We start from the raw sequence: 14,402 nt of genomic DNA, 5'->3' as shown, positions 1-14,402 counted from the left end.
CCGCCGCCCTGTTCTCATCCGCACCATCTAGCCGCAAAAAAGGCACCAGCCTGAGCTGATGCCTTTTGTTGGCGGAGATGGTGGGATTCGAACCCACGTGCCCGATTAAGGACAAAACGATTTCGAGTCTTTGAAATTGTTGGATGAAGCTGGTTCCTCGCGGCTGTCATTGGCAGCTGAGGGCATTCTTGTAACCTCCAAAAAGGCACGTCACACCGCAATTTGCAGGCAAAAATCAGCCGCTTTTTGCGAAATGACGTTAGAAAAAGCCTTTTTCACACAGGCCGTCAGCGGCTGCATTTCAGGTGTAGTTGTGTTAGATGTCCGTTAGAAATATGCAGTGCTGCCGTTGCTGTGCCAGCTCACAGCAGGCTTCCCTGTCTGAACGCAGCGTTTCCCGAAAGCCGGGAGATGCTGCGTTTTCTCTTGCCCGCATTGGGCTGAAAGGGAAGCTGCCATGTCAACATTCCGCGTCAATAAAAACGTCAACTATACCGTTATGAGCAACCACCACCTGCAGGATAAGAGGCTGTCCCTGAAAGCCAAGGGACTGCTGTCCTATATGCTCTCCCTGCCGGACGATTGGGATTATAGCCTGAAAGGGCTGACAACCGGGTGCAGGGATGGCATCGACAGTGTGAGAAGTGCGGTTCACGAACTGGAAGATGGCGGGTATCTGTGTCGGAGCAAAGTCCGTGATGCCCGTGGCCGCATTATTGACTACAACTATGAAGTCTTTGAACTGCCGCAGAAAGAACGGATTGAAAAACGCCCTGCTCCAGTGCCAAATTCACCATCATCGGAAAATCCAATGTCGGGTTTTCCAACGTTGGAGAATCCAACACAACAAAATACTAATAAACAAAATACTAAAAGACAAAGTACTAATCTATCAGGGCAGACAGACGAATCCGCAGATTTTGACCAGATGGAAGCACAGGTGCGGGAGGAGTTTCGGGAACGGCTAGAGATCGACACCCTTGCCCAGCGATACGATCCCGACAAGCTGGAGGAGTTGTTGGATAACATTGTGGAGATGTACTGCTGTCCTCGGCAGACCCAGTACGTCGGCAAGCAGCCGCAGACCACCAAAGCCATCCGGCTGCGGCTGGACAAGCTGACCAGCCAGCACGTTGAGTACATCTTCGATGTGATGTCCAACACCACCCAGCCCATCAAGAACATCATGGCCTATCTGCGCACCACCATCCTGAACGCCCCCACCACGATGGAGCACTACTATCAGGCGCAGGGCAACTGGCTGACCGCACAGAATCGGAGGAAGTAAGCGCTGTTTTCCACAAAGAACGCAGCACCTGTTGAAAATGCAAAGGAGAATTTCCATGAAGAACACGAACGCCGTCCGCACCGAGATCCATTACGCACAGGTCGGGGAGTATCAGCTGCCCCTGCTCACCCTGCCGCAGACCGATGAAGCCGAACCGCTGGGCAAGTATAGTCGGATGCGGCTGGCCTACCTCAAAAACCAGCGCCCCGTGCTGTACAACCAAATGCTGCTGAACGGTACGCTCTGGCCGCATTTGCAGGATGTCCAGAAAACGGCCTGCGCGTGGCTGGAACGCACGATGACCAATCTGTTAGATAAGTACCCCGCGCCGGGCAAAGAGCGCGCACAGCTTCTCTGGGTGGCGCACATGAACGGGCTGAAAGCGCAGGCGGAAGAGGTAGTGGTGAGGGAAGTCGTGTATGCAGAGTGATTTCAACTGTTTTTCATGTTTCTGTTTCAGCATCAAAAACGCCTAGACGCGATTTTATGTCTTGATTTTGAATATTTTCCGCAAATATCAATATTAAAATTTGATTTTCTGCCAAGAATGGAGTATACTGAACCCAGAAAACACTTGGGAGGTTTTGCGATGCTGCTTCAATTTTCTGTCACGAACCACCGTTCCATCAGGGATACCGCCGTCATCAGCATGAAGGCATCCACAGATAAAAGTCTGTCCGACTGCCTGATTTCGCCGGACGAGAAGAAACAGCTTGTGCCAGTGCTTGCACTGTACGGCGCAAATGCAGCTGGAAAGAGCAATGTTCTCCATGCCCTCCTGCTCATGCGCGAGATGGTCTGCGGGCGGTATGCCAAGCTGCTGAAAGGTGAGTCCCTTCCGCAAGAACCGTTTGCTTTCACCGACCAGCCTACACAGCCGACCAGCTTTGAAGCCATCTATTTTTATGGCGGCATCAAGTATGCCTACGGGTTCTCATTTGACAAGTCCAAAGTCCTGACCGAATATCTCTATCACTGGCCGAATGGCCGGGAAGCCTTGATTTTTTCAAGAGAAAACAATGGCTATCAGTTCCGCGAGAATATTCAAGAGCAGTTCACGCTTGCTGGACGAACTGCTGAAAACCGCCTTTATCTGTCCAGCTCGAACGAGTGGAACTGCCCCCAGACCGAAAAAGCGTATCTGTGGTTCTTTGAAAAGCTGACAGGCTTTATGGGAACCGAAATGCGGCTGGATGCTACATTATCTGCCATTCGGCAGGGCGGCTCTGAAAAGAGCCGTATCCTGCATGAAATGCTGTATGCAGACCTCGGTATCAAGGACATCCGCATTACAGGCTCCAAGGAAGAGCCTATCATTTCCGCACTGCACACCCTCGATGCCGAAGATGGCACTTCTAAGGGTTTCTGGCTCCCGTTGGGGCAAGAATCCGTTGGAACACAGCGTTTCTTCTCTCGCATCGGAATGTGGCTCACCGCACTGGAATCCGGGGCTGTGCTGGTCGTAGACGAGATCGAATCCAGTATGCACCCACTCTTGACACGACATCTGATCGAGATGGTGCAGGATGCCGCTATCAATACAAACCATGCACAACTCATCTTCACAACACACGATACCGGACTTCTCGACCTGACATTGCTGCGGCGCGATCAGATTTGGTTTGCAGAGAAGAACGAAAAGACCATGCAGACCGATATTTACGCCCTGACCGAGTTTTCTCCCCGGAAAGGTGAGAATATCTCCAAGGGCTATCTGCAAGGACGATATGCAAAAAACAGTTCAAGTCGAATTTAGAATATCAAAATCTTTTTAACACTTTTTCAGTATTCAACCATCAAATTTCACTTTTGGGGTTTGGATTTCATTTTTTTTGAGCGTTCATTTCACTTATTGAGCGAAAAATTTAATGTTTCCATCGAAATTTCATATTTGATTTGACTTTTCTACTTCAAATTTCAAAAAACAATTTGATATTTTGATTTTTGCTATTGACCATAGTTTACCTTGTCTATCCATCCAAACATGGTATAATGGGGCAAAGGAGCGTGATACCATGAGCCCAATTGAAGTCCCTGCAAAAATCCAGTTGGTTGAAAAGCGTGAAACACGGACGAGCCGTGGAATGCTCTCAAAGGGCTGGTATCATGTAGATGATCAGCTTGTTATGGTCAAGGGCAACTCCATCACAGAGGCCGGAACCGCTGGGTATGAGCCGTATTCTGAGGTGATGGCATCGCTGATTGCACAGGTGCTGAATTTGCCCCATGTAGAATATACGTTGATGCCTGCCAAACTCTTTCCCGACATTCAAACCTATTCCTGCGATGTAGTCAGCGTCTGCCCCAAGTTCACAACGGACGATGAACAACTGTATCATTTTGCAGACTTGGCTGATGCCCATTTTCTTGCCGGCGGTCAGGCATCCTCACCGGAAGCATTGTTCCAGTATGCGATAGAACTATATGGTAAGAAGTGGCTTTATCAGATGCTGGCATTTGACGCCTTTATCGGCAACGAAGACCGCCACGAAAACAATTTTGATGTAATCGTCCGGGATGGAAAAAATTATGCTCCGCCTATTTACGACAATGGCGGTAGTCTGCTTGCGTGGGCAACGGATGAAGAATTGACTGACACGAAGCTCCGTTATCAGTTCGACAAAGCCAAACCGTTCCGCAGTCACCATGCCCAGCAAATCAAGATGATCGATGAGCCTGTGCTGCCAACGCGTGACTTGGACGAGTTGTATAGTGAAATCATTCAGGCCATCTCACCTATTCTTGCATTGTTGAGCGAAAAGCGAGCAGCTGCGATCCGTCAATATCTGAAATACCGTCTGCACTACCTGAAAGCCGCCATGGGGTGATAAAATGGCCTATCTGAAATTGATGATGGATGAAAAAGAAATCGCACACCTAAGCGAAGATGGGCAGTCTCTTTGCGCAAATGAGGGTGTTGCACAGTATGATCTTCCTCTGAACCTTTTCATTGGCGGCGAGCGCAAAGTTCCATTGGTCGATGTGGTCGTTTGGGCAAAGAAGCGAATCTTCCCGAAAAATCGGATGGATTGCAAAGAGATTTTGAAATTGATGGGACTGCCGGACTACAATGCGTGGGAAATTGTTAAGCGTACCAATGCCTGCCTGATGGAAGACCCCTATTGGCTGCGATTTAGCGAAGATGAAACCTTTGAGGATACCACGCGCGGACGAGCCAGAAGAATTATGAACGAAAATCAAAAGAGCAGCTGATACCAAAAAGCCAAACCTCACCGTACATCCTGTACAGCTTGAGGTTTGGCTTTTCTCTTATCATCCTTCACCAGCGCGAGCGATGGTTGATTATTTTATCAGCTTAATCCAGAGAGTGACCGCATTACAAGATCAATGTCCTGATTTTCAAGTTCCTGAATGATGTGCAGGTAGGTTTTCTGCGTGGTTGTCATGCTGGAATGCCCCAGCCGCCTTGCCACGCTTGCGATGGACACCCCTGCAAACAAAAGCACCGAAGCGTGGGTGTGCCGCAGACCATGTACCGAGATGACCGGGATCTTAGCTCGGTTGCAGTGCCGTTCCAGAACATCGTTGACGGTGGAATTGTAGGCGTGTTCCTTGAACACGAAAATCGGCTTATCTTCAGGAATGTCTTTTACCAGTGCTGCGAACTGAATCACCGTCTGCCAGTCAATTTGAATTTTACGGACAGACGATTTATTTTTTGTTGGCAGAAATCCGCCGTTTCCTTTATAATCCCACGTTTTGTTGATGGACAGCATCTGATGGGCAAAATCAAAATCCGCAGGAGTGATCGCCAATGCTTCGGAAAAGCGGATGCCGGTTTTGGCAATCAGCAAAATCATCCAGTCCCAGTTGAGTTTTCCCTGTAGATTCAAGTCGCTCAACAAAAGATGCAGTTCAAACTGGTTCAGGTATTTCACCTTTTTAGGCACCGGGGGCTTGCCTTTGATGATTGCTTTTCGGGTTGGGTCTTTCACGATCAGTCCATCATCCACAGCATCCATGATGGCGCCTTTCAGTTGATGGTGGAAGTCCATCGTGGTCTGACGCTCGTGGCCTACGGCATAATCGTTCAAAAGCTGCTGATAGGTCACTCTGGAAACCTCACAGAGTTTCAAAGTAGGAGCGAGTTTTTTTACCCAAGAAAGGGTCATTTTGTACTTATCCAATGTAACCGGGCGAACTGCACCCTCTTTGTATACAGCAACCCACTGCTCATAATAATCGCAGAACAGGTTGTTTTCATTCATTTCGTTTAACACGTTTTACCTCCAAAATCGGTTTTATATGCTCACGCTGATGAAGGGTGATAAGGGTGTCGAGATGCTTAAAAAATTTTGCGATCCAGTCTTGCTCTTCTTTTTTGGGGAACTGAACGGTCACTTCTGTATACTCGCTGTAAGCAATATTAAGAAGTCCGTCCATTCGAGCACCAGAAGATACTATTTTTCGCAATTGATTTTCAACATTTGCACCGTTCAGCTCAATAGATAAAAATTCCGGATTGCTTTTCTCTACTGAGAAGCAATGATAAACAAAGGGAATACGCGCTTTTTCAACTGTTGTCAATGCAAAGCAGGAACCATACGGACGCAACTTGGATGCTCCGTGGTTATATGCCAGCTCGCCACGTTCCAAAAGAATATACTTCTTTAGGCTCTCGCCGGCATTATTAAAGGCATACCTATCAGACTGCTCTATAAATCCGTTGCCCGCCGTTATCATCATAATTGGTGCATCAGATGCAGGGTCATTTCTGACTACCTCTTTTGCAATTTCACCCAGCTTACGCTGTTCCCAAGTAGGTGTGTTTTGGGATTTTGGCGCGAAAAAAGAGCCGAGGACACGCCTCGGCTCTTGGTCAGCAGGGTGATTTTGCACCCATTTTATGATTCTTTTGGCATTTTCAAATCAAATCCGCCACTTACGATGAACTCGCGCAAGAGTTTATCATACTTGACAGGCACCTTGGGCGGAATAAGCTTTGTGCCCTCGATTGCTTCAAAATATGCCTTTGCTTTTGCCTTATCTACGGTAGCTTTCAGGTCATCAAAACGGCCAAATTCGTTAATGTTGGCTTCGGTAATGTTTGCACGCATGAATGCCCGCAGCTTCTTTTCGTCCAAGCCGAAAACTTCAGCTACTTTGTGAATCTGGTCGTTCTGCTTTTGGGCGATGTACTCGGCAATATACTCCCGCAAGGTCTTTCCCGGCTGTGGAACCACTGCGCCGCTTTGAATGTCGTGCAGGAAAATATTAGCGTACTTCTGCTCTTCCTGCGAGAGGGTGGCAAAGGTCTTGTGCAGCTCCGTTTCGGCCTGATGGATGGCTTCCGCTTCTGCACCCTCCTGATAGAAAATTTTCAGGTACTTTTCAAAGCGGGAGTTCATATAGTCCGTGTCGATGTCAGCAGTATCAATGGTGGTCAGATAGCTGTTCACCGCATAGGGAACGTCATCGTCCGGGTCATTTTCACCGCCATCTGGATTCGGCGTGAACAGCTCTTTATAGCGGAGTGCCAAAACTTTGAACGCTCTCTCGTCAAAGTCTGCATGAAGTTCTGTTTTCTCATCTGTATCCTCGTTGACGATCACAATGGGCTTATCCCACTCGAAGCCCTGCACCTTGGCTGCTTCCAGATTTTCGTTGAAGGACTGGAACAGGTCGGCAAACTTTTTGCGCTCTGCCATATCCGCAGGGATCTGCGAAAACTCTTCAATGCCCGCCGACACAAACAGATCTTTGATCTCCGCATAGAGAGCATTCAGTTTTTCCACGTTCTTGTCCAGTTTGTCCACAAACAGACCGAACGGTTTATCGCCCGAATACTCTTTTACCGCATCTGCGATGTTTTTCTCCATCGTGTGCGGACGGCGGTAATACTTGATGGTGCCAAACTGTTTGTCATCGCCAAACAGTCGGTTGGTTCGGGAGAACGCCTGAATCAGATTTTCGTATTGCAGCATTTTATCCAGATACAGGGTGTTGATCCACTTGGAGTCAAAGCCTGTCAGCATCTGATCCACCACGATCAGCAGATCAAGCTGCTTTTCCGGGGTACGCTCGATGCGCTGGTAGGGTGATTTGTGCGCCAGCCGTGCCGCAATGTCCTTTTTCATCTTGGCAAAGGTTGGAATGCTGAAGTCCTGTCCATAGCGGGCGTTATAGTCTTCTACGATCTCTTTTAGCCCTTCTTCTTTGGTGATACCTTTGCCGTTGTTGTCAATGTTGGGGTCAAATAGTGCGGTGACTTTCAGCCATGGTGCGGCTTCTCTGAACCGCTTGTAATATTGGATGGCTTCCGGGATGCTGGAGGTTGCAAAAATGGCATGAAATTTGCTGTTGCGGCTCTGGGTCTGCCAGTTCTCGCAAATGTCCTCCACCACGGCTTTCTGGTGTTCTTCGCCCTCATACTGGGTGTTGGGAATATAATCCTCGATGCCCTTTATCTCCTCACCGAGCGCATCTTTTCCGCCTGCCATCGGCAGATTCAGATACTTATAAAACACCTTGCTCTTCTGTGGGTCGGCCAGAGCTTCGTCCACAGAATATGCCTTTGCTTTTTCCAGTGCGACCGCTTTCCGCAAGTCGCTGTCCTTGAAGGTCAGCACCTTGTAAGGGTCAAAGCCCAGCACGTTGTGATCCCGGATGCCGTCTGCAATGCTGTACCGATGCAGTTCGTTGCCGAAAACGGTGGCGGTGGTGCTCATTTTCTTCTGGTTTTCGCCTTGGATCGGCGTACCGGTAAAACCAAAGAACAGTGCTTTCGGGAATGTATGCTTGATGGTCTGCATCATGTCGCCAAAGGTGGAGCGGTGGCACTCGTCCACGATAAAAACCAACCGCTTTGCGTTGATCAGCGCAATGTCGTTGGGGTTCAACTTATTTTGTGCGTCATCCTTGATGTTGCTCATCTTCTGGATGGAAGTCACGATGAGCGTATCGGACGGTGAAGTGCTTTTCAGCTTGTCCACAAGAACATCCGTGTTCTCGGTAGCCTGAACCTCCTCGTTTTCCTCTGCAAAGTTGCGGTATTCTTTCAGGCTCTGGGTACCCAACTCGATTCGGTCCATCAAAAAGATCACTTTGTCCGCATCCTTGGAAGATGCAATCAGTTGAGCGGACTTGAAAGAAGTCATGGTCTTGCCGGAGCCTGTGGTGTGCCAGACGTAGCCGCCGCGCTGCTGGTCATTCTCCCATTTTGCCTTGGAAACAGCATCCGAAATCTTGCTGGCAGCGTAGTACTGATAACTGCGCATCACCTTCAAAATGCCATCGGAACCATCGGCCACAGTATAAAAGCCCACCAACATATGCGCCATCGGAATGGACAAAAGTGCCGTTGTAACGTCTTTCCAGTCGTTCATCGGCTCGTTGTAGAAGTCCGCCCAATGGAAATAGTAGCTTTTGTTGAATTGTCCTTCCGGGCCGGGATTGGCAAAGTAGACCGTTTCTTCCGGGTTCATGGCCACAAAAATCTGCACCAGCGAGAACAGTCCCGTAAAAATGCCCTCTGCCGCGTATTTTTCAATCTGGTTGCAAGCCCGTTTGATGGAAACACCGCTCTTTTTCAGTTCCATGTGAATGACCGGCATACCATTGATGAGCAGCATCAAATCGCCGCGGCGGTCATTCAAAATTTTGGACTTGGTGGGAAACTTTGGCTGCTCTGCGATCTGGTAGCGGCTAAGTCCGGCTGCAATTTCCAGACGATCATAGATTTTCAGGGACACTTCTTTGCCGAAATTCAGCTTATCGTCAGGATTGTCACGCTTGATAAGCACACTTTTGCCGTTGATAAATTTATTCAGCTTCATCGGCGTTTTCGCGTTCATGACCTGTTCCATGATCTGCTGCATCTCGCCATCCGTCAGCGGATAATCGTTCAGTCGGTCAATGCCACGGTTGTTTTCAAAAAGGATGTTCGCCCAGTTCTGTATCAGCTCCTGTTCGGTGTAGTTCTTCAGCACACCATCTTTCCAGCCACGTTCTATCAGGAGCTTTACCACCGCCTCTTCAAAATCGGCTTCTTTTGTAAACGCCATAACGAGCTCCTTTCGACTTTGCAAAAAACACCTCTCTGCGAAGGCTTTTCTAATTTGTACAAGCTTTTCCAGCTTACGCTGATGAAGGGTGATAAGGTTGTCAAGCTGCTCCAAGTAATCGCCCAAAACTCGCTGCTCGGTTATACTTGGAATAGTTACAACTGTGTTTCCCACAAGTTCTTTATTAAGATTATTTACTGTGCTGCCAGCAGCAAGTGACCTATACTGGCTAAGCATTTGTGGTGTACCAAGTAGATGGCAAAGGAAAGTTAAGTCAAAGACTCCATAGGTATTTCTTATGAGCAACCAACCGTCGTGAATACAGCCATCAATGCCCATTATATAGGGCTTTCCGAAGCTCATAGAGTTGGAAAGAATTAAGTCACCCGGATGAACTTCTCTCGTTTTAGACAGTCCTTCAGGTCGGATTTTCTCAGCGGTTTTGGTTATGTAATTTCCTTGTGTTGGAGCATCACCAATCTTAACCCAGTTCAACCCATTTGGGGCATCCGTTATGAAATCGTCAATCGGTCTTGGTGAGCCTCCTCGTTCTATTTGTACCAATTCTGAGAACTTTCGCTGTTCCCAAGTAGGAGCAAATGCACACTTTCATCAGCTATTTTCCACCGCCTACCGAATGTTCGCTGAAAATTTCACTTTCGGTTTTGCGTATTCGGCTCAAATTTTGATTTTTGACTCCCGATAGCTTTAAAACACAGCAGTTCCAAGCGTTTGACATTGCCTTGATTTTTATTCATCAGCCTGTTTTGCATATTCTGAACGGGCAAGAGAAATTGCGTTGCTCCTTAGCCAAACAACAAACGCCGATACGTCCATCTTCTGATTATGGGCAAATTGCACCACTTATTTTTATACAAACATCTTTTCAAGACAAGATTTCTTGATGTTTTGCAGCTTTTCCAACTTACGTTGATGAAGGGTGATAAGGGTGTCAAGATTGCGAAAAAACTCAGAGATTGTTCTTTGCTCCTTGATGTCAGGAAAAACGATTTGTCCCTTGAGCGCATTTTCTGCGGATACCTTCATGTCGTTTTTTGCACCTTTGTTGACGAGTGGGTGCATATAATTATTCATTCTGGCATCCTGCTCAAAATAAATCTGGACAAATTCTGGATTGGCACTTTGTTTTGGCTTGTAAACGGCATATAACGTTGACACGATGCCATTTTTTCCTTTATTAGCTTTAATGATGCCATAAGGATTAGATTTCAGGGGTGATTTAGTGTAAACAATATCGCCGGTTTCAACCACACCATAATTGGCAACGGATGCTCCTGCAAATGAACGTCCCTGAAATTCAATCTGATTCACAATTCCAAAATCGCCCGAAACGGACAAGACATCTTCTTTGGTATATATTCCTTCAAAGTTCTTTTGACCTGAAACTTCGAGATATTCTTCCAGCTTACGCTGTTCCCAAGGGTCAGTAAAACCCTTGAAGCGAATTTCCGGTACAGATGCCCCATTTTGGGGGAACATCTTGTCCAGCATGGACTTTTTGATATTCACTAACTTCTCATACTTACGCTGATGAAGGGTGATAAGGGTATCGAGATTGCGGAAAAAACTGCCGATGCGTTCTTGTTCTAGTTTTGATGGAGTGCTTATGGATGTTTCATTGATTGCGATCTTGGACAAGCTTGGAACACCCGTAGATTCATCTTTTTTCTTCCAGTCAACTTTTTGAAACACATCAAAGGTAAAATCTATGTTTTTGCTATCTTTTGGAATCGCATAAAACAACGTATCTACCGTCCAAAATGGGGCTTTCAAAATATATGGTTTATCAATCGTGCCCTTTCTTCCAATGCCAACTGCGTTACGGTCATAGGACAAAGCCTTGTTTACACTCAGCATATATCCACCGGTACCATAAACAGGAATGTCACCTTCAGACAGATGCTTATAGTCCATTCCGCTACAAACATCAACCATTTCACCCAGCTTACGCTGTTCCCAAGGGTCAGTGAAACCCTTGAACCGGAGGGCAGGTTTCTTCTCGTTATCCTGCATAATCATTCACCTCCCAGCAACTTTTTGAGTTCTGCAATGCCCTTCATGTCAAATTCATTTCCCTGCAGATCGTCCAGCAGCCCCAGCAATTCGTGCTCGGTATCGGCAATCTGGCTCTCTACGTCCTCAAAGGTGGTTTCGTATTTCTTGCAGACGGCATCCAACTGCTTCACAAAATCGTCCAGAACGGCATCCGGCAGGCTGTTCAGATTTTCCATCAGGGGCAAGATCCACTTGCGGTGCAGCAGGTCACGCACTTCTTCATCGGTCAGGCGTTCAATCACGCCTTTGGTGCGCTGGTGGAGGGCGGCACTGTCGTCCTTGATCTGCTTTTTCAGGGTCTTTTCCTCGGCAAACAGCGCGTCCACATCTTTCAGGATGCTCAAGGTAGCCGGCTCTACCTCCCGCGCCTTGATGGCCTTTTTGACCTCAGCGGCAACAAAGGCACCATCGTTGACAAAATCCTGTTCCTTGTCCTCCTCGCTCAGTTCGTCCAGATAGCTTTCATACTCGCCTGCAATTTCGGCAAGGCGAGTTTCTTTTGCCCGCAGTGCTGCCACTTCCTCATGCATTTTAACGCTCTGCACCAGCTCAAAGGGCAGCACATGGCCCACCCAGCCGTCCTGCACCTCGGCATCCTTTTTCAGCACCATGTTTGGGTCTACCTGCTTGGTTGCAGCAAAACCCTCGGTCTGGATGATTTCAAGGTCGATGGCAATTTTCTTCCAGTCGTCGTCCAAAAGCTGGTATGCTGCATAGCGGTCAACCAGTGGAATTCCTGCCAGCTGTGCAAAGATCTCCCGGCTCAGGCGTTCTTCCTCGCCGGCAGCATTCAGCTGCGTCATGCCGTCGATGAGTGCGGACTTCAAATAGGCATCAAAGTCACCGAAAGCATTCTGGAAAGCGGTCTTGAACGCCACCACATCCGGGTGGGACAGAACAGCGTTCTTCAAATTGGCCACATTCAGACGGCAATAGGCTTCGTTGTCCGGGCTGAACAGAGTCGCTTTCAGGTGCGGGAATGCTGTCCAGTAGGCAGACAGATCTTGCAGTTCGGCCTCGGGAATACCGCCAAACATAGAAGCGTAAATGTCCCAGCTCTCAGCCTTTTCGGAAGAGTCCACATAGCGGGGAATGTTCAGGTTGTAATCGTTCTGAACGATCTCCGCACGGGATACTCTGCGTGCGAATTTTTCGATTTTATCCGGGCGTTCCTTGTAAGCATCCACAATGCGTTTGATGTCACAGGCACGCAGCTTGTTGTTTTTGCCGTCCTTCTCAAAGCCCTTAGACGCATCAATAATCAGAACGTCCGAATCCTTCTTATTTTTCCGCAGCACCATGATGATGGTGGGAATGCCTGTGCCGAAGAAAATATTGGCGGGCAGACCGATGATTGCATCAATGTTGTTGTGGTCAATCAGATTTTTGCGAATCGTACCTTCTTCACCGCCACGGAACAGAACGCCGTGAGGCAGAACGATGGTCACAATACCATCATTACGGATGTGGTACAGGTCGTGCAGCAAAAAGGCGTAGTCTGCCTTGCCTTTGGGGGCAAGGCCGTAATCCGAAAAGCGCGGGTTGTTCTCTTTGTCGTTCGGATTCCACGCCTGCGAATATGGGGGATTTGATACCACCGCATCCACAAACAGCGGGTCGTAGGTGTTGACCGGATCGTTTTCTTCAAAGTACGGCCAATCTTCCTCCAGCGTATCGCCGTTGCGCGTTACAATGTTGTCGGGCAGAATGCCGCGCATGACAAGGTTCATGCGGGTCAGGTTGTAGGTGTTTTCCTTCAACTCCTGTGCGTAGTATTTGATGTTGTTGCCATTGCCCATATACCGTGCAGCACACTGACCAATGTTGATCAGCAGCGAGCCGGAACCGCTGGTGGGGTCGTAAATTTTGATCTCTTCCCGGTCTTTCAGGTGGTACGCCACGATTTCAGACATGAGCAGCGAAACTTCGTGCGGCGTGTAGAACTCGCCGGCCTTCTTGCCTGCGTTTGCTGCAAAGTTGCTGATCAGATATTCGTAGATAAAGCCGAGAACATCATAATCCTGCTTGCCGTCCATGGGAATGTCTTTGATGAGATAGATCAGGTCGCGAATGGCCTTTGTCCGCGCACCGGAGCTTTCACCCAGTTTGGACAGGCCGGTTTGCAGCGTAGCAAAGACGCCGTCAAACACCTTTTTGTGGTGCGGGTCGATCAGTCGACTGAATGCCTGCAATGCCACCGTTACGTCGTCAGCCTTGAAGTCGCTGCCTTTGCTGATCCATGTAGAAAACAGATTTTCATAGGCGATAAAATAGCCGACATTCTTCCGAACGGTATCCAGCGTTTCGGCATCGTCTTCGGTCAAATCCGGCAGATATTCGTCTGTCCAGTCGTTCTCTTTCAGCCATTTAACTTCCTTGTCCGACAGAAATTTATAAAACATGAAGCCCAGAATGTAATCCTTGTACTCGTTGGCTTCGATTTTAGAGCGCATCTTGTTGGCAGATTCCCAGATTTTCGATGCGAGTTGCTGCTTGTTCATGCTATTCCTCCCAGTGGCCTACAATAGGGCGTTTTTAGAATTTTTTAATCGGACAGCCCCTCCGATTTTATGCGTGTGTTCATTGAACCAATTATACAAAAGTGCCACCCGGTTTGCAATGCGAATGAAAAGTTTCTCAATCGCATTCGCAGAACCATAACCGTGGCAAGCAGAGCCTTTGTGCGCACAAAGGCTAAATTCGCACGCAGAATTAAAATTCTGCTGTGTTCATTCGCTTGTTGGGATGCAATCCCAATCCCTGTAATCATCACAATTCCGTGATGGCTGCGCATTCCTGTGGTGTGCTGAAAGAGCGTTTTGCAAAAAACGCGTAGCCTGCATCCATCGGATGTAGTTCAAGGGTTTGGGATTTCCCAACAAGCATTTTGCAACGCAAAAATGGTCTTTGTATATACGAAGACACTGCTTGCTGGTACAATGTCATCGATGAAACAAAAATAGTTTCATCAAAGACGGTTATATGGTTGTGCCGATTTCCAAAACATAGTAATA

The 14,402-nt window shown here is 48.0% G+C and carries 11 protein-coding genes and 2 pseudogenes; 6 read left to right on the top strand and 7 right to left on the bottom strand.

The features are described 5' to 3' along the window. Positions 1–457: 457 nt before the first annotated feature. The 6 genes and pseudogenes from QZL71_RS13305 to QZL71_RS12065 form a co-directional block, all read left to right on the top strand. Positions 458–667 (top strand): annotated as a pseudogene (locus QZL71_RS13305) (helix-turn-helix domain-containing protein); the annotation flags it as partial. 261 nt (positions 668–928) lie between these two features. Next, positions 929–1,288, top strand: coding sequence for a DUF6017 domain-containing protein (locus QZL71_RS12085; protein ID WP_294648947.1), 360 nt, complete (start codon positions 929–931; stop codon positions 1,286–1,288). Between the two features lie 55 nt (positions 1,289–1,343). Continuing rightward, positions 1,344–1,718 (top strand): TnpV protein, encoded by a 375-nt coding sequence (locus tag QZL71_RS12080; RefSeq protein WP_294648946.1) that lies wholly within the window; start codon positions 1,344–1,346, stop codon positions 1,716–1,718. Between the two features lie 15 nt (positions 1,719–1,733). After that, positions 1,734–3,044, top strand: a complete 1,311-nt coding sequence (locus QZL71_RS12075; protein WP_294648945.1) for an AAA family ATPase — start codon at positions 1,734–1,736, stop codon at positions 3,042–3,044. Between the two features lie 259 nt (positions 3,045–3,303). After that, entirely contained in the window at positions 3,304–4,116 is an 813-nt protein-coding gene (locus tag QZL71_RS12070; protein WP_294648944.1) for a hypothetical protein, read from the top strand. A gap of 4 nt (positions 4,117–4,120) precedes the next feature. Then, positions 4,121–4,501, top strand: a complete 381-nt coding sequence (locus QZL71_RS12065) for a hypothetical protein (RefSeq protein WP_294648943.1) — start codon at positions 4,121–4,123, stop codon at positions 4,499–4,501. Positions 4,502–4,599: 98 nt separating this feature from the next. Here the strand turns inward: QZL71_RS12065 and QZL71_RS12060 are convergent, their stop codons facing one another. From QZL71_RS12060 to QZL71_RS12035, 7 genes and pseudogenes are all read right to left on the bottom strand, one after another. Further along, the gene (locus tag QZL71_RS12060) at positions 4,600–5,529 is read right to left on the bottom strand and encodes a site-specific integrase (protein WP_294648942.1); all 930 of its coding nucleotides are present in this window, start codon (positions 5,527–5,529) and stop codon (positions 4,600–4,602) included. Further along, positions 5,510–6,148 carry a restriction endonuclease subunit S gene (locus QZL71_RS12055; RefSeq protein WP_294648941.1) on the bottom strand — a complete coding sequence of 213 codons (639 nt, stop codon included), beginning with the start codon at positions 6,146–6,148 and terminating at the stop codon, positions 5,510–5,512. The genes QZL71_RS12060 and QZL71_RS12055 overlap by 20 nt, the downstream gene beginning before the upstream one ends. Positions 6,149–6,153: 5 nt before the next feature. Continuing rightward, positions 6,154–9,312, bottom strand: a complete 3,159-nt coding sequence (locus QZL71_RS12050; RefSeq protein WP_294648940.1) for a type I restriction endonuclease subunit R, EcoR124 family — start codon at positions 9,310–9,312, stop codon at positions 6,154–6,156. Between the two features lie 72 nt (positions 9,313–9,384). Then, positions 9,385–9,891: pseudogene (locus QZL71_RS13300) on the bottom strand (restriction endonuclease subunit S); the annotation flags it as partial. 291 nt (positions 9,892–10,182) lie between these two features. After that, on the bottom strand, positions 10,183–11,346 hold the full coding sequence (locus QZL71_RS12045; protein WP_294648939.1) for a restriction endonuclease subunit S: 1,164 nt from the start codon (positions 11,344–11,346) through the stop codon (positions 10,183–10,185). Positions 11,347–11,348: 2 nt separating this feature from the next. After that, positions 11,349–13,889 carry a type I restriction-modification system subunit M gene (locus QZL71_RS12040; RefSeq protein WP_294648938.1) on the bottom strand — a complete coding sequence of 847 codons (2,541 nt, stop codon included), beginning with the start codon at positions 13,887–13,889 and terminating at the stop codon, positions 11,349–11,351. 268 nt (positions 13,890–14,157) lie between these two features. After that, positions 14,158–14,402: hypothetical protein (locus QZL71_RS12035; protein ID WP_294648937.1), on the bottom strand; the 245-nt coding region annotated here is incomplete at its 5' end.

Origin of the sequence: uncultured Faecalibacterium sp., assembly GCF_900066275.1 — a bacterium.
GTDB classification, from domain to species: domain Bacteria; phylum Bacillota; class Clostridia; order Oscillospirales; family Ruminococcaceae; genus Faecalibacterium; species Faecalibacterium taiwanense.
The sequence above is the reverse complement of the archived record's forward strand: the minus strand, read 5'-3'. Positions and strand labels throughout refer to the sequence as shown.